Origin of the sequence: Bacillus sp. FSL E2-8868, assembly GCF_038005505.1 — a bacterium.
GTDB lineage: Bacteria > Bacillota > Bacilli > Bacillales > Bacillaceae_G > Bacillus_A > Bacillus_A mycoides.
This window is the reverse complement of record NZ_JBBOTI010000001.1, coordinates 703,745-726,958: the sequence shown is the minus strand read 5'-3', so window position 1 is coordinate 726,958 and position 23,214 is coordinate 703,745. Positions and strand designations below refer to the sequence as shown.

Below are 23,214 nucleotides of genomic sequence, written 5' to 3'. Positions count from 1 at the left end.
GGAAGTCCTCGGTGTTTTTTTACTTAAACCAACCTTTTTTATAAAACCAAGCCATCATTCCGCCGCCAATTAATGCCATTAAAATTAAGCAAATAAAATAACTATACTTCCCGCCAAGCTCTGGCATATGTGCGAAGTTCATGCCGTATACCCCTGCAATAAATGTTAACGGCATGAAAATAGTTGAGAAAACAGTTAATGTTTTCATAATATTGTTCATATGGTGGGAATTCAACGAAAAGTAACTATCTCGAATATCTGCTGTTAATTCACGGCTCGCTTCAATCATCTCTGTCAGTTTAAGCAAATGATCATGTATATCTTTAAAATAAATTTCATGATCGCTTATACCGTAAAAACGTGTTGAATTTAATATACGATACAATAAATCACGCATCGGAATAATCGTACGCCTTAGCTTAGATAAATCTGCACGAATATCAAATACTTCTTCTAGCACACTTCCTGCTGTCTCACCCGTTAAATTATCATCAATTGCATTTAAATGGTCTTCGATGTAATAAACAGGTGCGAAATAATCATCTACAATTTGGTCAATAATTGTATGTGCTACATGCAAAGGACTCTTCTTAATACGTTTCTTTTCACCGAGCGTTTTCCATACTCTTTCAATCGCATTGTTATGAGAGAAATGGAAAGAGACTATATATCGATCACTAATAAATAAATCGATTTCATGCGGTTCTAATCCGTCTTCTCCGAATGCATGAAGAACTAAAAAGTTATATCCATCATAAAAATCTACCTTTGGTCTCTGTACATACTCTACACAATCTTCAATTGCAAGGGGATGGAACTTGAAGTGATCTTGTAAAATATATGTATACTCCTCTTTCGTTGGCTTATATAAATCAAGCCAATACCATATGATGTTCTCTTTTTTCGTTTCTTCTAGCGAAACATCATATAAAACTTCATTTTTTTTCGTTATTGCACAAATTCTAATCATAATTTCACCCATTACTATTATAAACAAAAAATAGTAAAAAAAGCCAAGGAGAAATCTCCTCAGCTTTTTTTTATCCCGCTATTTGCGGGCAGTAAGACCCCTACCTCAAAATTCAGCGAAAGCAAAGAAGTTAGGTCTGGGTCGGGCTGCCCGTAAATGCCCGATTGGTGAAGGCTAATAATCAGTGGGGATAAAGCCCCCACTGATTAAAGTTTCACTTTATTACTTCGTTACAATACCGTGTACTAAAGTTGGTGCATCTACGTGATTTTTAGCGATTTTCATGTTCTCATAAATTTTCGCTTTTACGTCTTCAACATTTTCGCGGTTTGCGTAAATTGTAACAAGAGAGTCACCTTTTTTCACGCTATCGCCTACTTTTTTGCGAAGCATTAGACCAACTGCTAAATCAATTTCAGACTCTTTCGTTGCACGCCCTGCTCCTAAAAGCATTGCTGCTGTTCCGATTTCATCTGCAACGATTTCCGATACGTAACCGTCTTCTTTCGCTTCCACTTCAATTTTAAATTGTGCTTGTGGCAATTTAGAAGGATCATCAACAACAGATGCATCGCCGCCTTGCGCGGATAAGAACGTTTTAAATGATTCTAGCGCTTTACCATTGTTCATTACTTCAATTAACTTTTCACGTGCATCTTCTAAAGATGAAGCTTGTCCAGCAAGGTACACCATCTGACTTCCAAGTGTTAAACATAACTCTTCTAAATCTTTCGGTCCCTTACCTTGTAATGTATCAATTGCTTCTTGTACTTCTAATGCATTACCAATTGCTTCACCAAGCGGCTGACTCATATCAGAAATAACCGCCATCGTATTACGACCAACGTTATTACCGATGCGTACCATTGCTTCTGCTAAACGCTTTGCATCTTCATCCGTTTTCATAAACGCGCCTGCTCCAGTTTTTACATCAAGAACAATTGCATCTGCACCAGCAGCAATTTTCTTACTCATAATTGAGCTAGCGATAAGAGGAATTGAATTTACTGTTGCAGTTACATCACGAAGCGCATATAACTTTTTATCAGCAGGTGTTAAGTTTCCACTTTGACCAATAACAGCGATTTTATTTTCATTTACAAGACGCATGAATTCATCATTTTCAATTTCCACATGGAATCCTGGTACTGCTTCTAATTTATCAATTGTACCACCCGTATGTCCTAGACCTCGTCCAGACATTTTCGCAACTGGTACACCTAAAGCAGCTACTAATGGACCTAATACAAGTGTCGTTGTATCACCAACTCCACCCGTTGAATGCTTATCTACTTTTACCCCTTCAATGGCTGATAAGTCAATTGTATCACCGCTATTTACCATTGCCATCGTTAAATCTGCACGTTCTTGATCATTCATATCTTGGAAGAAAATTGCCATTGCAAGTGAACTCATTTGATAATCTGGAATACTACCATTTGTGTATCCTTCAACGATAAAGTTAATTTCTTCTGTCGTTAATGCATGTCCATCACGTTTTTTTGCAATTAGATCCACCATTCTCATTGTGAAGTCACCCCTTCATTTGTTTTACAATTGCTTTTACTAATGCTAAGAAATTAGCTTTAACACGTTCTGTCGTTTCAATTACTTCATCGTGATGAAGTGGTTGATCTAAAATACCAGCTGCCATATTTGAAATACAAGAAATACCTAGTACTTTCATACCTGCATGACGAGCTACAATTACTTCCGGTACTGTTGACATACCAACTGCATCTCCGCCAAGTGTACGAAGCATACGAATTTCAGCAGGTGTTTCATATACAGGACCTGTCATTCCAACATATACACCTTCTTGTACTTTAATATTTAAATCTGCTGCAACTTGTTTCGCCATTTCGCGAAGTTCTGGCGTATATGATGTAGACATATCAGGGAAACGTACACCCATTTCAGAATCATTTGGTCCGATTAATGGGTTCGTACCCATGAAGTTAATATGATCTGAAATTAACATAAGATCGCCTGGTTCAAATGATGTATTTACACCACCAGCTGCGTTCGTTACAACAACTGTTTCTACACCTAGTTCTTTCATAACACGAACTGGGAATGTTACTTTTTGCATATCGTATCCTTCGTAGAAATGGAAACGTCCTTGCATTGCTACTACTGTTACACCTTGAAGTGTACCGAACACAAGTTGACCTGCATGTCCTTCTACAGTTGAAACTGGGAATTCAGGGATTTCACTGTATGGTACTGTTACTGCGTTCTCGATTTCATCTGCTAATACACCTAGTCCAGATCCAAGGATTAGTCCTACTTGTGGTGTCTCTTGAAATTTCTCTTTTAAGTATGAAGCTGATTTTGTAATTAGTTCACGATTCATCTGTTTATCCCCCTATTTCTTTAGCTCGTTTAAGAAGCTTGTTCCATGTTCTGGCATTTTAACATTAAAGTTTTCTGCTACAGTTGCACCAATATCAGCAAATGTTTGACGAAGTGATAACTCTTGTCCGCCTTCTTTCATGCTTGGGCTATATGCTAATAACGGTACATATTCACGTGTATGATCAGTACCAGGATGTACTGGATCATTACCATGGTCTGCTGTAATTAATAATAGATCATCTTCTTTTAGTTTTTCGAATACTTCTGGAAGACGTGCGTCATATTCTTGTAGAGCTTCTCCATACCCTTGTGGGTCACGACGATGACCAAATAAGGCATCAAAGTCAACTAAGTTTAAGAAGCTAATACCTGTAAAGTCCATATTTAATGTATCTACAAGCTTGTCCATTCCATCCATATTTGATTTCGTACGAAGTGATTCAGTTACACCTTCTCCATCATAAATGTCAGCAATTTTACCAATAGCAATTACATCATAATCGCTATCTTTAAGTTCATTCATTACTGTGCGACCAAATGGTTTTAACGCATAGTCATGACGATTTGGTGTACGTGTGAAGTTTCCTGGCTCTCCAACGAACGGACGAGCAATAACACGCCCTACCATGTACTTCTCATCTAATGTTAATTCACGTGCGATTTTACAAATTTTATATAGCTCTTCAAGTGGTACTACTTCTTCATGAGCTGCGATCTGTAATACACTATCAGCAGAAGTGTAAACAATTAAAGAACCTGTTTCCATTTGTTCTTGACCAAGCTCAACAAGTACCTCTGTTCCAGAAGCTGGTTTATTACCGATAATTTTACGACCTGTCTTTTCTTCTAATTCATCAAGTAATTCTTTCGGGAATCCTTCAGGAAACACTTGGAATGGTGTATCAATGTAAAGGCCCATGATTTCCCAGTGACCTGTCATTGTATCTTTACCTGTAGATTTCTCTTGCATTTTTGTATAATATCCAAGCGGTTTCTCTACTTTAGAGATTCCTTTCATTTCACGAATATTACCAAGGCCTAATTTCACCATGTTTGGCATGTGTAATCCATTCATATGTTCAGCGATATGACCAATTGTATCAGAACCTAAATCACCAAACTGCTCAGCATCTGGTGCTTCACCGATTCCCACAGAGTCCATTACGACTAGGAAAATACGTTTATATTTATTCATAACTGCAACCTCCTATATGTTCAGTTCTACTTCTTGTAGTATGTTCAAAACGCTATAAAGTGAAACTGTTATCAATGGGAATTATCTTTCGTCCTCATTATTAAACAGTACTGCTTTAAATCATTCTCTAACTTTTTCGTTTTACTTTCAAACGAATAAAAAACATTTCTAGGTTTTTCCAAGTCAGATGTCAGACATCTGATATTGATATCATAACATGTTTACGCTTTCTTTTTAATACATTTTCGTAGAATTTCTCATTTTCTTTACCCTTCTATTGTAATCCATTCTGCAAAGAAGTGCTAATCATTTTATAACATATTTCCTAATATAAAAATAAAAAGCAGCTCTAAAGAGCTACTTTTTATTTTACTTCTACTGTTTCTTCTTTATGTTCATGTAGTTCACCTTTTTTAACATGAACTTTCACTTTGTAAGCACCGTTTTCTTTGAAAGTATGTTTCGTTTCATACTCTCCTTTATTTCCTTCTTTCGCTGGAATAAATTCGTGCTTTTCAACACCATCTTTCCAAATCTCAAGTTGTACTTCAGCACCAGTTAACGCTTCTTCTTTTTGCTTCAAATGAACTTTCATTGTTGATTCAGCATTTGCTTTAATATCACCAGCCATAAGATGTATCATCGTATCACTTTTATGATCCCCATGACCTTCTTCTTTTTTCGCATCTTCTACTTTTGCATTTCCTACAGCGACTTTTGTTTCTGGCATAACATGCATTTCACGTGCATTTGTATGAGGAATAATATGATATACTCCATCAGTTTCAAATGTTTTCTCTACTGCATAAACACCTTTTCCTTTATGCTTACCATCTAACATCTCGTGTTTCTCGTCGCCATCTTTCCAAATCTCAAACTTTACATCATCAGCATCCGTTACTCTTTCTTTTCCTTGTGTAACAAGTGCTTGTACTTCTGTTTTTTCACCAGGTTTAATTTCTTTCGGATTCGTTTGAACCGCTACTTTTATAGCTTCCAGTTTCTGTTCTTTTTTCGGTTCTTCTTTGTTTGTATTACAGCCAGCCAATGCTAGCATCGCGATAAATAAAGTCATAATAAGTTTTTTCATCATCATTTCCTCCTTCATACTTTATTTAGTATAGAGGAAATACATTGTAATATTCTAGTCTTCTGCTGAAAACAATGTACGAAATGTTTGTGAAGTTTTTGTGAAGTACTATAGCCTTTTGAATCTATGAAAAAAAGAGCATAGTAACTATGCTCTCGGATGAAACTGTTTATATACATCTTTTAATCTAGCTTTTGAAACATGCGTATAAATTTGCGTCGTTGAAATATCTGCATGTCCAAGCATTTCTTGCACAGCACGTAAGTCTGCCCCATTTTCTAATAGATGCGTAGCAAAAGAGTGACGCAACGTATGCGGTGTAAGCTCTTTTGCAATATTCGCTTCTTTCGCTAGCCGTTTTAAAATTTTCCAAAATCCCTGTCTCGATAATCGATTACCATGATGGTTTAAAAAGAGCGCATCTACTGCTTTTTTACCCATCAATTCTCTTCTTCCTTTTTCAATATACTTTTGAATCGCTTCTGTCGCTAAGCTTCCTAGTGGAATAATTCTTTCTTTGTTCCCTTTCCCGATACAGCGAACAAATCCCATCGTTAAGTGCACATCTTCTAAATTTAATGCAATTAATTCTGAAACACGAAGTCCTGTTGCATACAACAACTCTAACATTGCCTTATCACGAATCCCAAAAGCACTTGCCGTTTTCGGTGTTTGAAGCAATGCTTCCACTTCGTCGATTGATAATACTTTTGGTAATTTCCGTTCCCCTTGTGGCGTTTCAATATGTACCGATGGGTCATGCTCCACTGCTCGTTCACGAAGTAAAAATTGATGAAACGAACGAATCGATGCAATATGACGCGCCAATGTTTTTGAAGATTTCCCGTTTTCTTTTAAATACTGCAAAAAGTTAACAATATGCAAGCGTGTCACTTCATGAAACGTCTTCGTTTGTTCTACATTTTGCAAATACTTCACATAGCTTTTTAAATCGCGTTCATAAGATACAACTGTATTTTTCGCTAAACCTTTTTCAACAATCATATAATGAATAAAATCTTTTAATTGATCTTCCAATCTACACTACTCCCCATTTTCATAGAAAAACATCATTCTATTTACGAAAGCATCCTTTTCCGGCTCCTCATTCCCTGATACTTTTTCTACAGTCTCTTCTTTTGGCTTTTCATAACGATGGTAACTTTCATATTCTTCATTTATCCATAGTATAGCGAAATAAAACAAAATCGTACAACTTGTAAATAATAAAAATACTTTCATCCCATCAAAAGTTAATTTTAAAGCTCGGCGCATTGTAAATTCCTCCAAAATATAAGTTATTACAACATATGCCAAGCTTTCACCAATTTATACCTTATTCAAATAAAAAACCTCTTCCTAGTTAAATAGGAAAAGGTTATTTTTCATCCGTTTCATTTTCTTGACAATTTTTACAAATCCCATGGAATGTTAAACGATGATCTTTCACCTTAAAGCTCCAGTCTCGTTCCACTTTATTCTCCACTTCACCAAGTAAATCTTCTTGTATTTCTTGTACAGCACCGCATTGTGTACAGATTAAATGATGATGGAAACGCTGTGCACCTTCTTGGCGTAAGTCATAACGCGAAACACCGTCTCCAAAGTTAATTTTATCGACAACTTTCAACTCAGACAATAACTCTAAAGTTCGATAAACGGTTGCTAATCCGATCTCTGGCGACTTTTCTTTTACAAGGAGGTATACATCTTCTGCGCTTAAATGATCTTCTTCATTTTCTAGCAGCACACGAACTGTTGCTTCACGTTGTGGTGTCAATTTATAGCTCGCTGCATGTAATTGCTTCTTAATTCGTTCAATTCTTTCTTCCATTCGGTACTACTCCCTCCTCGCCACTCTTACACCATTATATCAGAAGAAGGGCTCCTGTCAAAAGAAAAACAATAAAAACAAATTGATAATTATTCTCAAAAAACATTTATTGTTTGTTAATAGCCTCCACAACTTCTTTCATTAAAACTGGTGATGCATACACTTCGACACTGGAAGCAATAGCTAATACCGCTCCAATCACGAGAAAAAAGCATGTATAGCGAATTAATAACGGTAATAGTGGCTCAGTTATTTTCCGAATAAATTGATGCCTAATCATGCGTAAGGAAAAGCTTGCAGCAATTGTTGTCATTACGAGAAATACAGGAATTATAATTAAATTTTGTGGCAATACAGATACAAATGCTAATAATAGTCCATTCCATCCGTGCTGACTTACTAAAAAACCTACTGTAAATCCAACAACTACCCCTTTTAAAAATAGTAAGATAAAAATGAGCGGCAACCCAATAATTGAAATCCCCAAAATCCAAATAAAGCCGATATATTTTAATTGCGAAAAGTAACTTTCTCGAAACATTTCGCCTGCGACAGCAAATTCTCCTTTAGAAACTTGTCCAAAAAAACGCTGTAAATAAAATGATAAATCTTGCTTTTGGTTTATTTGTAAACTATTCACAAGAATCGCTCCAAATATTACTCCCATCAGTAATAAAACCGCATTAAATATATATAGTGAAGAATTTTCCTGTATGTGAGACATTACACGGTCTTGCCACGTTTTTCGCCACATTTTCCTTCCCTCCGTTCACACTCTTACTAAAAATGTATGAAAGAAAGAAAAAAAGTATGACGAATTAGCATTGAAATTCCGCTCTACTTTGCTAAACTAAAAAGTAGAGAATAGGAGGGATTTCTCTTGAAACCATTATTATTAGATTTTCCAACATTATTTCAAACTGAGCGCTTGCAAGTACGTAAGCCGTTTCCAGGTGATGGAACAGAGGTATATGAAGCAATCCAAGCTTCGCTAGAAGACTTATTACCATGGATGCCAATTACAGCTGAAACAGAAGAACGTGCTGAAGAAATTGTTCGCGAAGCTCACGGACAGTTTTTACTTCGTGAAACACTTGATTTCCACTTATACGATAAAGTATCTGGTACATTCATCGGAGCTATTACGCTCAAGCCTGAAAACTGGGATATTCCAAAGTTTTCACTTCACTTTTGGCTACATAGCGCTTATACAAAGCATGGCTATATGACAGAAGCCATTAAAGGTGCGATTCAATTTGCATTTGATAAACTAGGTGCTAGAAGAATTGAAATTCGTACTGATGCAACAAATATAAACGCATGTAACTTAGCAGAACGTCTAGAATTTATTTTAGAAGGTACAATGGAAAATGATTTCCTAGCACCCGATGGCAGCTTACGCGATGCACGTGTATATGCAAAAATCAACTAAAAACACTCGCCTTAGGCGAGTGTTTATTTTTGTAATTGTAAATATTGTACTGCAAACATCGTCTTAGCATCATGTATACGAAGGTCTTTCATAAGATCAATCGCTTCTTCTAATGACACTTCCATTAATTCCACAAATTCATCTTCATCTAAAGCTGCTTTATTTTCTTTTTGTTTTAATCCTGTCGCTTTATATACATATAAAATCTCATCTGCAAAACCAGGTGATGTATAGAAAGATGTAATAAGCTCCATATTTTCACATACATATCCTGTTTCTTCTTCTAATTCACGAACTGCTGTTACCTCTGGCTTTTCCCCAGGTTCTAACTTCCCAGCAGGAATTTCCACAATTGCCTTTTCGAGAGCTTTACGATACTGCTCAACGAGTACAATTTTCCCCTCATCAGTAATAGCAATAACAGCAACTGCCCCAGGGTGATTTACGATTTCACGTTTACTCATTTCTCCATTTGGTAATACTACATCATCAACACGAACTTTTATAACCCTACCATCAAAAATCGGTTCAGTTTTTACTGTTCTTTCTGCAAGATTACTCATACTACTTCATCTCCCTGTTCTATTTCCTAATCGTTCTTCATACATTTTACCACATTGAAAGGAGCGTGATAGAAATGAAAGTTTACATTTTACCAAATCGCGTCACTTTAGTCGGCAAAGCATGGCAAATTCGTCATAAGCTAAAACAATATGGAAAAGAGTATACAACTGTACAAGAGTGGATTACAGCAAATAAAAAGTAAACGTTTGTCAACCTCCTTCCCCTTTCGTACAATAAAGGTAAGGAGGTTGACCTATGAAAAAACGTCAATTAGGAAACTCAGATTTATATGTTACGGAAATTGGATTTGGCTGTATGTCTCTCGGTGCATCTGAGGCTGAAGCTATGCGTATTATCGATGAGGCAATCGATTTAGGAATTAATTTTTTTGATACAGCGGACTTATACGATTATGGATTAAATGAAGAATTTGTTGGAAAAGCTCTGAAAGGAAAACGCGACCAAATTGTTCTTACAACAAAGGTTGGAAATCGATGGACAGAAGAAAAAAACGGTTGGTCTTGGGATCCTTCTAAAGCTTATATAAAGACCGAAGTAAAAGAGAGTTTACGTAGACTTCAAACAGATTATATTGATTTATATCAACTGCATGGCGGGACGATTGAAGATCCTATAGATGAAACAGTTGAAGCCTTTGAAGAATTAAAAAAAGAAGGGATTATTCGTCATTATGGTATCTCTTCTATACGTCCAAATGTCATTCGTGAGTATGCAAAACGATCAAATATCGTTAGCATATTAATGGAATACAGCCTTTTAAATCGTCGCCCTGAAGAATGGTTCCCGTTTCTTAATGAACAGCAAATTAGCGTTATTGCTCGCGGACCACTTGCAAAAGGGATTTTAACTAACAATAATGCAAGAAAGATAGAAAGAGTAAAAGAAAAAGATTACCTCTCTTATTCTTACGATGAGTTATATTCGACACTCGCGAGTGTAAAAGAAATAACCCAAGAAAGCTCTTTAACAGGAACAGCTATTCAATATTGCTTACATAACGAAACTGTTGCAGCTGTTATACCTGGTGCAAGCTCTATTCAACAATTGCAAGAAAATATACAAGCTAGCCAACAGTTATCTTTAACAAAAGAAGAATATGTACAACTTCAAAAGATTGTTAAGTATGATTCATATGCTTTGCATCGCTAAAATATTGATACCGATAAAAGCAAAAGACTGCCCCCCAACACTAGGCGGCAGTCTTTTTTTATAACGTATCATATTTATCAGGATTCGTTCCTACATGTAAATTACGATTTAACGTATTAATTTGATCCATCTCTTCTTCAGTTAATGAGAAATCAAAAATAGTAAGGTTCTCTTTAATACGAGATGGCGTAACAGATTTAGGAATAGTCACAATCCCACTTTGAATATCCCACCTTAATATAACTTGTGCAGGTGACTTTTCATATTTTTTAGAAATAGCCTGAATAATTGGATGCTGGAATACTTCGCCGCCTCTCATTAAAGGACTCCATGCTTCCATTTGAATTTGCTCACCTTGACAGAAATCACGCAATTCAAATTGCGCTAACATCGGATGAAGTTCTACTTGGTTGACCATCGGCTTCACTTTACAATTTGGTAATAACAGTTCTAAATGATGTTTATGAAAATTAGAAACACCAATCGCGCGCACTTTACCTTCTTCATATAGCTTTTCTAAAGCACGGTACGTATCAACATACTTCCCTCTTATCGGCCAATGGATTAAATATAAATCTACATACTCCATTTGTAATTTCTTTAAACTTTTTTCAAACGCCTCGAGCGTCTCCTCGTACCCTTGATCGTCGTTCCAAACTTTTGTTGTAATAAACAAGTCTTCTCGCGGGATTCCAGATTCACGAACCGCTTCTCCGACACCGCTTTCATTTTCATATACAGTTGCTGTATCAATCGAACGGTATCCAACTTCTAACGCTGTTTTTACTGCTTGTTTAACTTCGTCGCCTTCTTTCGCTTTATAAACGCCTAGACCAATCATCGGCATTTTCACACCATTATGAAGTGTAGTTGTTGGAATATGCACAGTCTTTCTCCCTTTCATTGTTACATTTTTATAAACCACAACTTTATTTCAACAAGATTCATCCAAAAAGTCAAAATATACGTACAGTTTACATAATACTTTTATACACATTTAAAAAAATAAAGTGAACTCAGTCATTCACTTTATTTCCTTTCCATTCTTTCGCTTTTTCATCAACATTACGTATAAATTCATTTTTTCCTTCTGTATACAACGTGCCATCATATGTATATTTTTCAGCTAGTTCTTTCTTTAAAGTCGCATACGCTTCTGCTTCTTCACAATGAGCCATCATATAATCACGAAATGCTAAATGCCTTACTATCTCAGGATTTCCTTTTTCAAATACGTGTAAGTGATACGAGCGTTTTTCCTCAGTCCCATGAATAAAATAACGACGTCTTGAAATACCATTTTCCCCTTTTACGATGTAACCAAGCTCTTTAAAACGTTCATTCCAATGATCTACTCTGTCGATACTCTCTACTTCCATAATCATATCTATAATTGGTTTAGCTGCCAGTCCTGGCACTGACGTACTTCCAATATGATGGACTTTCACCATTTCTGGCATCGCCGATTTTAATCTTTCGGCTTCCATTTGGAATTTCTCACTCCAATGATTTTCATACGGAACGACTACAATTTCCCTCATTCTAACTCCCCTTTTCTTACAAACTCGTCAAAAAAATGATCAGCGGCATTTCACTGACCATCTTTTTATTATTTAAAGTCTTTCCAAGTAAGGCTACTTTCACTTAACAGTTCTTCAAATGATTTATTCTTTTCACGTTCTTTTTGTTCCTTACGCTTTCTTTCTTGTTCTGCTGCCTCTTTTTTCTCTTCTCTCACTTGCAACTCTTTTTTCTTATTCTTTAATTGTTGCATTAACGAATCGTTCAATTGATCACCTAGTGTAAGTGATTCTTTCTCTGGTTGATTCATTTGAGAGTGTCTTTGTGTTTGTCTTTGCTTCTTTTTCTTCATACTATTCACCTTTTACTTTTTTCTCCATTATAGAGGATACACGGCGAAATCGACAATAAAAAAGGTTCCCTACTCTATTATTTATCTTTTGTAAATATGTTAATTTTTCGAAAAAACTAAATTTTTATATGGATATAATCCTAGTAATCTATTAAAATTATGTCGTATGATGTCAGATTATAAAAAAAGGAGAAATTAATTATGTGGAAAAAAATTATTCCTGCTGTTGCTGTTTTAAGTACTATTACTTTTTCAAGCGTATTCGCCGCTCCTCCATCTCAGACTCCTGCCGAACAAAACCGATACATAGACGTACAAATGCTTGGTATTAATGATTTACATGGTCAACTAGATACTGTAAAAAAAATTAACAATAAAGAAGCTGGTGGTGCTGATTACTTAGCTACTTATTTAAAAGAACGCAAAAAACAAAACCCTAATACACTTCTCGTACATGCTGGAGATATCGTCGGAGCTAGCCCACCAGTTTCTGCTTTATTACAAGACGAACCAACAATTGAATTTTTAAATGACTTAAAGTTTGATGTTGGTACAATCGGAAACCATGAATTTGATGAGGGTATCGATGAAATGAAACGCCTCATTTACGGTGGATATCATGAAAAAACAGGGAATTTCAAAGGAGCAAACTTCCCTTATGTCGCTGCAAACTTCTATAATAAATCAACTGGCCGCTTATTTTTACCACCATTTACTGTAAAAATGGTAGATGGAGTTCCTGTAGGATTCATCGGAGTTGTTACAACGGATACACCGAATGTCGTTATGCCAACTATGCTAAAGAATGTACAAATTACTGATGAAGTAGAAGCTATTAATAAATCTACTCAGCAATTAAAGCGTCTCGGCGTTAAATCTATCGTAGTCCTTGCACATGTCGGCGGAACAACTGATGAGTCTGGTGTAACAAATGGAGACCTCACTCGAATTGCAAATGAAACAGATCCCGAAGTTGATGTTATTTTCGGCGGACATAGTCATACGTACGTAAATGGTACTGTAAATAATAAACTTATCGTGCAAGCGAATTCTTACGGAATGGCTTTTTCGGACGTAGATGTAACAATTGATAGAAAAACAAAAGATATTGTGAAGAAAAAAGCTGAAGTTATTACAACGTACCATGAAGGTGTAGAGCCTGATAAACAAGTAAAACAAAAGTTAGATCAATATAAAGAAAAAATCGCACCTCTTGTAAATGAAGTAGTCGGAAAATCTACAGCACCTATCGACCGTAAACAAAACGATGCTGGTGAATCTACACTTGGAAATTTAGTTGCGGATGCCCAGCGCCAAACTATGCAAACACAAATCGCTCTTATGAATCCTGGTGGAATTCGTAATGATCTAGACGCTGGAGATATTACATGGGGCGAATTATACGGCATTCAACCTTTCGGAAACCAATTAATTAAAGTAGATCTAACAGGTCAAGATATTCGTGATATATTAAATCAACAATGGCAAAAAGGAGCAACGAGAATGCTTCAAATTTCAGGTATTCAATACACTTGGGATGCAAACAAACCAAATAACGAAAAGGTTACGAATATCCGTTTAACAAATGGTGAAGAATTAGTTCCCTCTAAAACGTATAGCGTAGTTGCAAATGCTTTCCTAGCTTCTGGCGGTGATGGATTCGTATCCTTTAAAAATGGAAAAAATGCTGAAACTGGTCCAAACGATTTTGAAGCATTAGTCGATTATGTAAAACAAGTGAAAGAACCAATTCAGCCGATTATTGATGGACGTATTCAAAAAAACAATTAAATACTATTCAAACTAGTGCGTGACACTCGAAAGAAGAAGCTCCTTTTATATTATATGCAAGGAGCTTCTTCTTTTAGAGTCATACGTATTGTCATTCTTCTAGTGCAGTAAAGGATACGCACATAGCCCCTTGTTTCTTCGTAGTATATAGAAAACTATAACGGGAAAATTTGTATGTATTTCTATCAAACAATGACGATACATTGTATCGACGAAACGACAAATCAACAAGTGAAAGAAACATTTCGGCGCGCAGCAGCTGATGAACAAAATCATGCCGTTTGGTTCCTATATTACTTTTCGAAACAAAACAAAAAATGAAATAAAAGAAAGGATACACGCTCTTATATGGAACATAGTATCCTTTCTTTTATTTCTCTGGATACGTTTCATGATTAACATCATACCGTTGCAAAAATTCCTGTAGTGCTTCTTCTACAATTTTAGACTTTTGAATCCCTTTTGATTCCGATATAACATCTAGTCTTGCTAATACTTCTATATTAATCGAAAAGGTTCGTTTCTTTTTCTCTGTGCTCTTACTTATAATTTGAACACTTACTTCTTCTCTTTTTCTTAGCAATTCATAAATGCTTTGTAACTGTTCATAAATTAGTAATTGATAGTCTGTTTTTGCATATTGAAGGGCAGTAGCTTCTTGGATTTGCAAATGACGTGGCTCTTCACCATCACCTATAAAGATACGTTTTTTCTGCTCTCCATCATATTCATATCCAATCACCCTTAATTTCTTTGATAATGTATATGGGCTCATTTCAAGCCGTTTCGCTATAATAGCGATTGATTCGCGTCTATTTAAAGAATCAATAATTTCTCCAATCGTCATATTCTCCCTCCTCTCTTAATCGCCTAAACTTGAAATCAAACCAGTATGTTATGATACAATGATTTTCTAGTAGTATATGCAAAAGAAAGAGCCTGTGCGATTCATACCATTTAAGAAAAGGAGGTTTACATATGCTTTTTCGTAGCCATACCCCTCAGTTTTACAACGAAAAGAAGCAACTAATCCCTAACAGTATCGCTACGATAGAAAGCGTTATGATTAATGACCGGAAACAATCTCTCCTTATACGCGGCCAAAACGTGGACCAGCCTATTTTATTATGCTGTCACGGCGGCCCTGGTATGGCACAAATCGGCTTTATTCGCCATTTTCAAAAAGAGTTAGAAAAGCACTTTATCGTTATTAATTGGGATCAGCGAGGGGCAGGTAAATCCTTTTTATGGCGGGACATCCAAACAAATCTTACGATTGATCAATTTTTTTCAGATGCAAAAAAGGTTATTCAATATCTTCTCAAACGCTTTAATAAGCAAAAACTATTTCTCGCTGGTCATTCTTGGGGAAGTATTATCGGACTACAAATCGCTAATCAATGTCCCGAATATATAGAAGCATACATCGGCATCGGTCAAATCGTACATATGAAGCAAAATGAAGAATTACTATATCAACATTTAATTAGCTCTGCCAAAAAACATGACCATAAAAAGGCATTAGCTTCTCTTTTAAAATTAGGGAAACCACCCTTTTTAGATACGAGACGCCTCATTATTCAAAGAAAGTGGCTTGGTACATTTGGAGGAGCAATCCAAAATGGATCTTCCTTTTCTTTCATACGAAAAGGCTTCTTTTCTCCTGAATATACGCTATTAGATTGGTTCAAATTTCTCGCAGGAAATTTAAAATCCGGAGTTTTATGGGAAGAGATGCTGACAATCGATTTCTTTTCATCTATTTCAAGTTTATCTATTCCTGTTTATTTTTGTTCTGGTCGCTATGATTATCAAACTCCTTATGCACTCGTTCAACAATATTGCGATATCATTCAAGCTCCTATTAAAAAGATGATTTGGTTTCCAAACTCGGCACATTCTCCAGATTTAGAAGAGCCTGAGTTATTCGCTAAATCTTTACAATCAATTAAACAAGAACTATCTTTTCAACATTAATAACAAAAGGCGCTTTTACATTTCATAGAAAACATTTTATAATGATATGTCACTACAAACACTTGCTTGCCTTAACAGAATAAAAATTAGGGAGATTACATTTATTATGAACGCTGTACTCATCGCAGTAGCAGTCATGCTACTGCTTAGTTTGTTACGTGTCCAAGTCATTGTCGCCATTATCGTTGGAGCTTTAACAGGCGGACTTATCGGCGGACTCGGTATTTCAGAAACAATCAGTACTTTTACAGCCGGTCTTGGGAACAGTGCTCCTATCGCATTAAGCTACGCAATGCTCGGTGGATTTGCTATTTCCCTTTCAAAAACAGGACTTCCTGATGCAATGATCCAATCAGCTTTAAAATGGATCGGCAACGAACAAGACACGAAAAAACAAGTCTATTCTAAAATACTTATATTATTTATCATTTTAACAATGGCTTGTTTCTCACAAAATATTATCCCTGTTCATATCGCCTTCATCCCAATCTTAATTCCAGCACTTTTAAAAGTATTAAATGAGCTGAGGGTGGATCGTAGGCTTGTAACATGTCTTATTACATTTGGGTTAATTACCCCTTACATGTGGGTTCCAGCAGGGTTCGGAAAAATTTATCATGACGTATTGCAAACAAATGCTGCGCAAAGCGGTCTTACATTTGATGTCGCACTTATTCCAAAAGCGATGACTATTCCAGCAATCGGTATGATTATCGGATTATGTGTAGCGGTTTTCATTACATACCGAAAACCACGTACATATGAAACAGAACAAATTCATTCTGCACAGAATGAAATCGTTCCCTATACGAAAAGAAGCATTACTTTGGGTTTATTATCAATACTCGCTACATTAACTGTGCAATTAGCAACAGAATCAATGATTTTTGGTGCTTTAGCAGGTATTATCGTCTTATCAGTTAGCGGTAGCCTCCCTCTTAAAGAAGCCGATGCTATTTTAACGAGTGGAATGCGTATGATGTCCTTTATCGGATTTGTTATGATTTCTGCCGCTGGATTTGGCGCTGTTCTTCGAAAAACTGGACATGTTGAATCTCTTGTGCAAACGAGTGCACATATAATCGGAAATAATAAACCGCTTGCTGCATTTCTTATGCTCATTATTGGACTTCTCGTTACGATGGGAATTGGCTCTTCCTTTTCAACCATCCCAATCTTAACAACAATTTTCGTACCATTATGCGTCCAGCTCGGATTTAGTCCCATGGCTACAATCGCAATTATCGGTACAGCTGGTGCACTTGGTGATGCAGGTTCTCCAGCATCTGATAGTACACTTGGACCAACGTCCGGTTTAAATGCTGATGGTCAGCACCATCATATATGGGATACATGTGTCCCAACATTTCTACACTATAATATACCGTTACTTATATTCGGCTTTATTGCCGCAATTACACTATAAAAGGTGCGTTTTAAAAACGCACCTTTTACTTTGTTGTTTCTCTCTCAATGCACCTAAATTCTGTTTCCACTTCTTCTTGTCGCACTTGTTTCTTCTTTATTTTTCCTATTAACTGTTGAAAAGCTATTTCCCCATTTTCTTCGATATAACTTCCAATCGTCGTTAATGATGGACTTATCCATTCACCCTCTACACTCCCGTTAAATCCAATGATTTGTAACTTACCTGGTATATGAATATTAAGAGTTTTCGCCGCCCTGATTAGCTCAATAGCGACCTTATCACTTGAAGCTACAACCCCATCTATGTATGGATGCTTTTGTAACAATTCAAGAAACTGTTGATTCGTATACCCTTGTACAATTTCCTCTCGATAAGAAAGTCCTTCTTTCCAAGCAGTATCTAGAAATCCTGCCACATGCTCTTCCATTTCTTCACTCTTTACTCCCTCACCGATATAAGCAAGAAACTGGCAGCCTTTCTCTTTTAATAAAGAAACAGCTTTCTGTCCACTTTCATAATAGCTCATAAGAGATTGTCGTTCTTCAAGCACAGCGAAAGGAAGTGAGATTTCTCCTATACTTCGAAAAACAGATTTCGTCATTATAACGCCTGCAATGTTATTTTGCTCCAACATATCTATGTATCTATTCTTATTTTCTATATTACAAACTATTACTTGATACCCTTCTTTGTATGCTATTTCCTCAACGAAACGGAGCAAAGTGATGTATGATGGATTATGCAAATTATCTACAAGTAATGCAATCACCGTTGAAGGCTGTTTAAATAAAGGCTTTGCTGTAGCATTCGGTCTATAATGTAATTCTTCAATTGCTTTTTTTACTTGTTTGACCGTATCTTCATGGACATATCCTTTTTCGTTAATGACTCTTGAAACGGTTGCGACTGAAACACCGGCCAATTTTGCAACATCACGTATAGTTGCCACATCGTCACCCCTTAATATGGTAATAGATTACAATTTTAAATTAAACCAAAATATAACATTCGTCAAGGTTATTGTTTTATATTTCTGAAAATTGTTACACAATTTCCACTCTACTCAGAAAATATACTCCAGCTGAATTTCATGTGAAATCGCGATATTATCATAACCAATAAACGGAATTTCTTTCTTTATTTTTCGTGCTTCCTTTACCGCATCAATATACAAGTCCGTCATCATGAAGTTACGTTTTTGATAAAAACGAAGTGCGTTCATATTATCATTCGTCGTAATAAGCCACACCTTTTTACATTCGTTCTCTTTTGCCACTCGCAATACACAATCCACCAGTTTTGTACCAATCCCCTTCCCTTCCTCAAAACTATTTAACGATACAATTTCACACATGTTTTCTATCACTTTATATGTTACAATTCCCACTATTCTGTTATTTCTAAGTGCAATAAAACCAGGTAATTCTTCTAATTGATGTACTCTGCCTCGCGAGACCATCATTGAGCTTCCCCAGTTTTCACACATAAAATCCTGAATTACTTCTTTCATTTCTGGTGTGATTTTTTGTATATGAACCATACACGATTTCTCCCCTTTTCACATCATTGTGATACAATGTTAGTGTATCACATGTAGAGGTATTTGGAGGATGAGGTAAAGTATGAAACGTTTTTTTACAGCATTGTTTACTATACTAGGTGCACTAACTGCGATTGGGATTTTCTTTACAAATAAAGTTATGTACTTGAAGAAAAAAACAGAGGAAGAAGTTTTAGAACGCGAAACGAAAAAGCATTTTCATTTGGACGATTTTAAGGCTATTCAAAAAGAAGAGGTTCACATCCCTTCTCAATTCGGATACGAACTTCACGGATATTACATGCCAGCTGGTCATTCCAATAAATTTATGATTTTTTGCCACGGTGTGACTGTAAATAAAATGAATTCCGTTAAATATGCAAACTTATTTTTAAATAGAGGATATAACGTATTTATTTATGATCATCGCCGTCATGGTAAAACCGGTGGTAAAACAACAAGTTATGGCTATTATGAAAAACATGATTTAAAGTCAGTAGTTGACTGGCTAAAGGATCGTTTCGGAACGAATATTACACTCGGAATTCATGGTGAATCTATGGGCGCTGCAACTCTTCTTCAATATGCAGGATTTGTAGAAGATGGTGCTGATTTTTATATTGCTGATTGTCCTTTCTCTGATTTTTATGGACAGTTACAACATCGTTTGAAAGTTGAGTTTCATTTGCCAAAATGGCCTTTATTACCTTTAGCAAATGCCTTTTTAAAAGTTCGTGATGGCTATACAATTCGTGAAGTTTCACCAATTGATTGTATAAAAAATATTAACAATCCGGTTCTCTTTATTCATAGTAAAGATGATGACTATATTTTATCTGATATGACGAAATCACTTTATGAAGCGAAAGAAAATAATAAACAGCTTTATATTGCAGAACATGGTGCACACGCTTGCTCTTATAATGAAAATAAAGAAGAGTACGAAGATGCCATCGATCAATTTTTAAACACATATGTAAAAGAAACAAAAAACAGGCTTGCATAAGCCTGTTTTTTTACTGCGCTAAAACGTCTGTAACTTGTTCCATATTTTCAGAAATCCACTTTACTGCCTCGTCTAGCGTTGGGAATTCCGTCGTTTGAAAAGTTACCTCATCTTGAAGTAACCAAACATCTTTCGGTTCTTGTCCTACACCTGCGATTGACCAATGAAGTAAACTATATGGATGATTATCATTCAAAAATGATGCCCATGTGCGCTCATTTGCAATATTTTGTAGTGCGTGTAATTTTTTATCCATCTTTCGTCACCTTACTCTAGTCAGTTATACAAACTATTATAACACTCTCTTCTCTCTCAAACAAAGTGCTCTTTTTATATTGTCAAGTACTCTCCCTAATTATATGATGAGAGTAAGCGTTTGGAAAGGAGGGATAACGTTGGCAAAAGTACAAATTAAAGTGAATGATAATGGCTCTTTTCGCGTTACAGGGGACGTGGAATTAGTTGACTCACAAGGGAATGTATTCCCAGCAAAACCAGCATTTTCTTTATGTCGTTGTGGTTTATCAAAAAACATGCCTTATTGCGATGCTTCGCATAAAGGCAAATTCGAGTCTGTTGTTAGAGCACCAGAGGCAGAATAAATATTTAAAGAACATGCACATTTATTTGTGTATGTTTTTTCTTTTGATCAAAGCCTATACAGCCCTTCCCCTTTCCACATTTCTATTACTTTCATCCCCATTCAAATCGTCATATATTTTCAAACAATTCTTCACATTCGAACATTTTTTACTATGCTTTTTTCTTTTTTGTGCTATAATGTGAGCAAACAACATCCTTCGGGGTCGGGTGAAATTCCCAACCGGCGGTGATGAAGCGATAGCTTCTAAGTCCGTGACCCGTTTTCAACACGAAAACGGTGGATCTAGTGAAACTCTAGGGCCGACAGTATAGTCTGGATGGGAGAAGGATATGTTTTCTAGTAATTTTATATAGCGAATACACTTTTATTTCAGTATGCATATTTTTAAAGTTTCATTTTGAATCTTTATATATGTTTTATTTTGTATAGTTATGTTTCTATACTGAAATAAAAAGATACGACTAGCGTTGAAAGAATTTGATATTTTGCTAGGTTTTTTCCTTATGCCAAAATATCAGTCATCGTTAGGTTTCTTTCCTATACTTTCGTATTCGAACTATATTTCTAGAAATCACGTCTCCCAAACCCCAAGGATATAAAATCCTTGGGGTTTTTTGATTTTTTCAGGAGAGGTGAAAAGAATGACAGATCAAGAATATATGAGGATTGCCTTGCAGTTAGCACAAGGAACATCGGGACAAACAAGCCCAAACCCTATGGTTGGTGCCGTTGTTGTTAAAGATGGAAAAATTGTTGGAATGGGTGCCCACATGCGTGCTGGTGAAGAACATGCTGAAGTTCATGCTCTTCACATGGCTGGTGAAAGAGCAAAAGACGCTACCGTTTATGTAACACTTGAACCGTGTAGCCATTTTGGAAAAACACCCCCTTGCTGTGAATTACTCATTGAAAAAGGAGTTCAGCGTGTTGTAATTGCTACTCTTGATTGCAATCCACTCGTTTCCGGAAATGGAAAAAGGAGATTAGAAGAAGTTGGAATCGAGGTAACTACTGGTGTTCTTGAGGCGGAAGCCACTTTATTAAATCGATACTTTTTTCACTATATGAAAACGAAACGTCCCTTTGTAACAATAAAAACAGCAATGAGCTTAGATGGGAAAACAGCAACTATAACCGGTGAAAGTAAGTGGATTACAGGCGAAGAAGCACGCGCTGACGTTCACCAATATCGTCATATACATGATGCTATCCTAATCGGTGTGAATACAGTTATAACTGATAATCCACACTTAACAACACGAATTCCAAACGGAGGTAAACATCCTATACGCGTTATTTTAGATACCCACTTACGAACGCCGCCATCTTCTCATGTCATAACAGATGGCTTAACTCAGACATGGATTATTGTCGGTAAGGATGTAAACAAAGAGAAAATAGCGTCTTATGAATCTAACAATATAGCTGTATTCCAAATGAAAACACAGCAAATTGAAATACAAGATGTCCTATCCCTGCTCGGTGAGAAACAAATTCTTTCTCTGTTCGTTGAAGGTGGTCAAACGGTGCATGCGAACTTCTTAAAAACAAATAGTTTTAATGAAATCGTGACCTATATAAGCCCGAAATTAATTGGTGGAAAAGATGCACCCACCTTATTTGGCGGAGCTGGTTTTTCGAAGTTACAAGATGCACTTTCCTTAACAATTCAAGAGATGAAACAAATCGGTAATGATATAAAAATTGTTGCAACCTTAAAAAGCGAGGTGACGGAATGTTTACAGGAATCGTAGAAGAGTTAGGAACGATATCAAGCATGACTCAAAGTGGTGAAGCAATGAAGCTAACTATTAGCGCAAAGCAAATTTTATCGGATGTCAAATTAGGTGATAGTATCGCAGTTAACGGCATTTGCTTAACAGTAACTACTTTTACGACTACTTCATTCACTGTCGACGCAATGCCTGAAACAATGAAAGCAACATCACTTCGTATGCTAAAGCCAAGTGCCAAAGTGAATTTAGAACGGGCGATGGCTGCAAACGGACGATTCGGTGGACATTTCGTCACCGGACATATCGATGGCATCGGTACGATTTTAACTAAAAAACAACATTACAATGCCATCTATTACAAAATAGCAATTTCTGATGAATTACTACGCTATTGTTTGCATAAAGGATCCGTTGCTGTTGATGGCACTAGCTTAACAATATTTGATATAGACGAATCTTCAATTACAATTTCACTCATCCCTCACACAGTAAGCGAGTCTATAATCGGAGAAAAAAAAGCCGGGGACATCGTAAACATTGAGTGTGACATGATTGGAAAATATATTGAACGCTTTATTTCAAAGCCAGTAAAAAGAACAGGGTCAATGACCGAAAACTTTTTACAAGAAAACGGATTTCTATAAG

At 36.2% G+C, this 23,214-nt stretch carries 28 protein-coding genes and 1 riboswitch; of the genes, 11 read left to right on the top strand and 17 right to left on the bottom strand.

Annotation, left to right across the window (positions count from 1 at the left end; translation table 11 throughout):
- Nucleotides 1-19 precede the first annotated feature (19 nt).
- The 9 genes from corA to spoIIM form a co-directional block, all read right to left on the bottom strand.
- A complete protein-coding gene (corA, locus tag NSS74_RS03985; protein WP_002067031.1) occupies nucleotides 20-982 on the bottom strand; it encodes a magnesium/cobalt transporter CorA in 963 nt (320 codons plus the stop codon).
- A 210-nt stretch (nucleotides 983-1,192) separates the two neighbouring features.
- Entirely contained in the window at nucleotides 1,193-2,497 is a 1,305-nt protein-coding gene (locus tag NSS74_RS03980) for a pyrimidine-nucleoside phosphorylase (RefSeq protein ID WP_002143040.1), read from the bottom strand.
- Nucleotides 2,498-2,504: 7 nt separating this feature from the next.
- Nucleotides 2,505-3,326 carry a purine-nucleoside phosphorylase gene (locus NSS74_RS03975; RefSeq protein WP_001078443.1) on the bottom strand — a complete coding sequence of 274 codons (822 nt, stop codon included), beginning with the start codon at nucleotides 3,324-3,326 and terminating at the stop codon, nucleotides 2,505-2,507.
- A gap of 12 nt (nucleotides 3,327-3,338) precedes the next feature.
- Nucleotides 3,339-4,523, bottom strand: a complete 1,185-nt coding sequence (gene deoB / locus NSS74_RS03970) for a phosphopentomutase (protein WP_002014935.1) — start codon at nucleotides 4,521-4,523, stop codon at nucleotides 3,339-3,341.
- Nucleotides 4,524-4,887: 364 nt separating this feature from the next.
- A complete protein-coding gene (locus NSS74_RS03965) occupies nucleotides 4,888-5,616 on the bottom strand; it encodes a FixH family protein (RefSeq protein WP_002088470.1) in 729 nt (242 codons plus the stop codon).
- Nucleotides 5,617-5,760: 144 nt separating this feature from the next.
- The gene (xerD, locus tag NSS74_RS03960; RefSeq protein WP_002143042.1) at nucleotides 5,761-6,651 is read right to left on the bottom strand and encodes a site-specific tyrosine recombinase XerD; all 891 of its coding nucleotides are present in this window, start codon (nucleotides 6,649-6,651) and stop codon (nucleotides 5,761-5,763) included.
- A 6-nt stretch (nucleotides 6,652-6,657) separates the two neighbouring features.
- Complete coding sequence (locus tag NSS74_RS03955) at nucleotides 6,658-6,888, bottom strand: YqzK family protein (protein WP_002088473.1); 231 nt, start codon at nucleotides 6,886-6,888, stop codon at nucleotides 6,658-6,660.
- Between the two features lie 103 nt (nucleotides 6,889-6,991).
- Nucleotides 6,992-7,447 carry a ferric iron uptake transcriptional regulator gene (gene fur / locus NSS74_RS03950; protein ID WP_000392654.1) on the bottom strand — a complete coding sequence of 152 codons (456 nt, stop codon included), beginning with the start codon at nucleotides 7,445-7,447 and terminating at the stop codon, nucleotides 6,992-6,994.
- A gap of 106 nt (nucleotides 7,448-7,553) precedes the next feature.
- Nucleotides 7,554-8,201 (bottom strand): stage II sporulation protein M, encoded by a 648-nt coding sequence (gene spoIIM / locus NSS74_RS03945; protein ID WP_002014939.1) that lies wholly within the window; start codon nucleotides 8,199-8,201, stop codon nucleotides 7,554-7,556.
- Nucleotides 8,202-8,327: 126 nt separating this feature from the next.
- Between spoIIM and NSS74_RS03940 the strand changes: the two genes are divergently transcribed.
- Nucleotides 8,328-8,879 (top strand): GNAT family N-acetyltransferase, encoded by a 552-nt coding sequence (locus tag NSS74_RS03940; protein WP_002033881.1) that lies wholly within the window; start codon nucleotides 8,328-8,330, stop codon nucleotides 8,877-8,879.
- Between the two features lie 23 nt (nucleotides 8,880-8,902).
- On the opposite strand, the gene NSS74_RS03935 is transcribed toward NSS74_RS03940, so the two are convergent.
- Nucleotides 8,903-9,442 carry an NUDIX domain-containing protein gene (locus NSS74_RS03935; protein WP_002143044.1) on the bottom strand — a complete coding sequence of 180 codons (540 nt, stop codon included), beginning with the start codon at nucleotides 9,440-9,442 and terminating at the stop codon, nucleotides 8,903-8,905.
- Nucleotides 9,443-9,516: 74 nt separating this feature from the next.
- Between NSS74_RS03935 and mciZ the strand changes: the two genes are divergently transcribed.
- Together mciZ and NSS74_RS03925 are read left to right on the top strand one after the other, a co-directional pair.
- Nucleotides 9,517-9,645, top strand: a complete 129-nt coding sequence (mciZ, locus tag NSS74_RS03930) for a Z-ring formation inhibitor MciZ (protein ID WP_000870295.1) — start codon at nucleotides 9,517-9,519, stop codon at nucleotides 9,643-9,645.
- Nucleotides 9,646-9,698: 53 nt separating this feature from the next.
- Nucleotides 9,699-10,613 carry an aldo/keto reductase gene (locus tag NSS74_RS03925; protein ID WP_002143046.1) on the top strand — a complete coding sequence of 305 codons (915 nt, stop codon included), beginning with the start codon at nucleotides 9,699-9,701 and terminating at the stop codon, nucleotides 10,611-10,613.
- Nucleotides 10,614-10,671: 58 nt separating this feature from the next.
- Here NSS74_RS03925 and NSS74_RS03920 read toward each other — a convergent pair whose 3' ends face one another.
- From NSS74_RS03920 to NSS74_RS03910, 3 genes are all read right to left on the bottom strand, one after another.
- On the bottom strand, nucleotides 10,672-11,499 hold the full coding sequence (locus NSS74_RS03920) for an aldo/keto reductase (RefSeq protein WP_002143047.1): 828 nt from the start codon (nucleotides 11,497-11,499) through the stop codon (nucleotides 10,672-10,674).
- Nucleotides 11,500-11,629: 130 nt separating this feature from the next.
- Complete coding sequence (locus NSS74_RS03915) at nucleotides 11,630-12,154, bottom strand: GrpB family protein (RefSeq protein ID WP_002143048.1); 525 nt, start codon at nucleotides 12,152-12,154, stop codon at nucleotides 11,630-11,632.
- 68 nt (nucleotides 12,155-12,222) lie between these two features.
- Nucleotides 12,223-12,486, bottom strand: coding sequence for a YqkE family protein (locus NSS74_RS03910; RefSeq protein ID WP_002014945.1), 264 nt, complete (start codon nucleotides 12,484-12,486; stop codon nucleotides 12,223-12,225).
- A gap of 201 nt (nucleotides 12,487-12,687) precedes the next feature.
- On the opposite strand from NSS74_RS03910, the gene NSS74_RS03905 reads away from it, so the two are divergent.
- Both NSS74_RS03905 and NSS74_RS03900 read left to right on the top strand, forming a co-directional pair.
- Nucleotides 12,688-14,277, top strand: a complete 1,590-nt coding sequence (locus tag NSS74_RS03905) for a bifunctional metallophosphatase/5'-nucleotidase (protein ID WP_002143049.1) — start codon at nucleotides 12,688-12,690, stop codon at nucleotides 14,275-14,277.
- Between the two features lie 174 nt (nucleotides 14,278-14,451).
- Nucleotides 14,452-14,598: a hypothetical protein gene (locus NSS74_RS03900; protein ID WP_002143050.1), complete on the top strand. Its 147-nt coding sequence runs from the start codon at nucleotides 14,452-14,454 to the stop codon at nucleotides 14,596-14,598.
- Between the two features lie 49 nt (nucleotides 14,599-14,647).
- Here NSS74_RS03900 and NSS74_RS03895 read toward each other — a convergent pair whose 3' ends face one another.
- On the bottom strand, nucleotides 14,648-15,124 hold the full coding sequence (locus NSS74_RS03895) for a ribbon-helix-helix domain-containing protein (protein ID WP_002014948.1): 477 nt from the start codon (nucleotides 15,122-15,124) through the stop codon (nucleotides 14,648-14,650).
- A gap of 131 nt (nucleotides 15,125-15,255) precedes the next feature.
- Between NSS74_RS03895 and NSS74_RS03890 the strand changes: the two genes are divergently transcribed.
- On the top strand, nucleotides 15,256-16,254 hold the full coding sequence (locus tag NSS74_RS03890) for an alpha/beta fold hydrolase (protein WP_002143051.1): 999 nt from the start codon (nucleotides 15,256-15,258) through the stop codon (nucleotides 16,252-16,254).
- A gap of 106 nt (nucleotides 16,255-16,360) precedes the next feature.
- On the top strand, nucleotides 16,361-17,680 hold the full coding sequence (locus tag NSS74_RS03885) for a Na+/H+ antiporter family protein (RefSeq protein WP_002014950.1): 1,320 nt from the start codon (nucleotides 16,361-16,363) through the stop codon (nucleotides 17,678-17,680).
- Nucleotides 17,681-17,705: 25 nt separating this feature from the next.
- Here the strand turns inward: NSS74_RS03885 and NSS74_RS03880 are convergent, their stop codons facing one another.
- Nucleotides 17,706-18,632 carry a LacI family DNA-binding transcriptional regulator gene (locus tag NSS74_RS03880; RefSeq protein ID WP_002143052.1) on the bottom strand — a complete coding sequence of 309 codons (927 nt, stop codon included), beginning with the start codon at nucleotides 18,630-18,632 and terminating at the stop codon, nucleotides 17,706-17,708.
- A 114-nt stretch (nucleotides 18,633-18,746) separates the two neighbouring features.
- Nucleotides 18,747-19,223, bottom strand: a complete 477-nt coding sequence (locus tag NSS74_RS03875; RefSeq protein ID WP_002143053.1) for a GNAT family N-acetyltransferase — start codon at nucleotides 19,221-19,223, stop codon at nucleotides 18,747-18,749.
- An 82-nt stretch (nucleotides 19,224-19,305) separates the two neighbouring features.
- Here NSS74_RS03875 and NSS74_RS03870 point away from each other — a divergent pair, with 82 nt between their 5' ends.
- Complete coding sequence (locus NSS74_RS03870) at nucleotides 19,306-20,229, top strand: alpha/beta hydrolase (RefSeq protein ID WP_002033868.1); 924 nt, start codon at nucleotides 19,306-19,308, stop codon at nucleotides 20,227-20,229.
- A 10-nt stretch (nucleotides 20,230-20,239) separates the two neighbouring features.
- Here the strand turns inward: NSS74_RS03870 and NSS74_RS03865 are convergent, their stop codons facing one another.
- A complete protein-coding gene (locus NSS74_RS03865) occupies nucleotides 20,240-20,485 on the bottom strand; it encodes a DUF2552 family protein (RefSeq protein ID WP_002033867.1) in 246 nt (81 codons plus the stop codon).
- Between the two features lie 139 nt (nucleotides 20,486-20,624).
- On the opposite strand from NSS74_RS03865, the gene NSS74_RS03860 reads away from it, so the two are divergent.
- The 3 genes from NSS74_RS03860 to ribE all read left to right on the top strand — a co-directional run bounded on the left by NSS74_RS03860 (nucleotide 20,625) and on the right by ribE (nucleotide 23,213).
- Nucleotides 20,625-20,831 carry a CDGSH iron-sulfur domain-containing protein gene (locus NSS74_RS03860; protein WP_001151582.1) on the top strand — a complete coding sequence of 69 codons (207 nt, stop codon included), beginning with the start codon at nucleotides 20,625-20,627 and terminating at the stop codon, nucleotides 20,829-20,831.
- Nucleotides 20,832-21,021: 190 nt separating this feature from the next.
- Nucleotides 21,022-21,165, top strand: a riboswitch (FMN riboswitch).
- 309 nt (nucleotides 21,166-21,474) lie between these two features.
- The gene (gene ribD, locus NSS74_RS03855; protein WP_002143054.1) at nucleotides 21,475-22,587 is read left to right on the top strand and encodes a bifunctional diaminohydroxyphosphoribosylaminopyrimidine deaminase/5-amino-6-(5-phosphoribosylamino)uracil reductase RibD; all 1,113 of its coding nucleotides are present in this window, start codon (nucleotides 21,475-21,477) and stop codon (nucleotides 22,585-22,587) included.
- Nucleotides 22,569-23,213: a riboflavin synthase gene (ribE, locus tag NSS74_RS03850; RefSeq protein ID WP_016100654.1), complete on the top strand. Its 645-nt coding sequence runs from the start codon at nucleotides 22,569-22,571 to the stop codon at nucleotides 23,211-23,213. The genes ribD and ribE overlap by 19 nt, the downstream gene beginning before the upstream one ends.
- The last annotated feature ends 1 nt before the right edge of the window (nucleotide 23,214 follow it).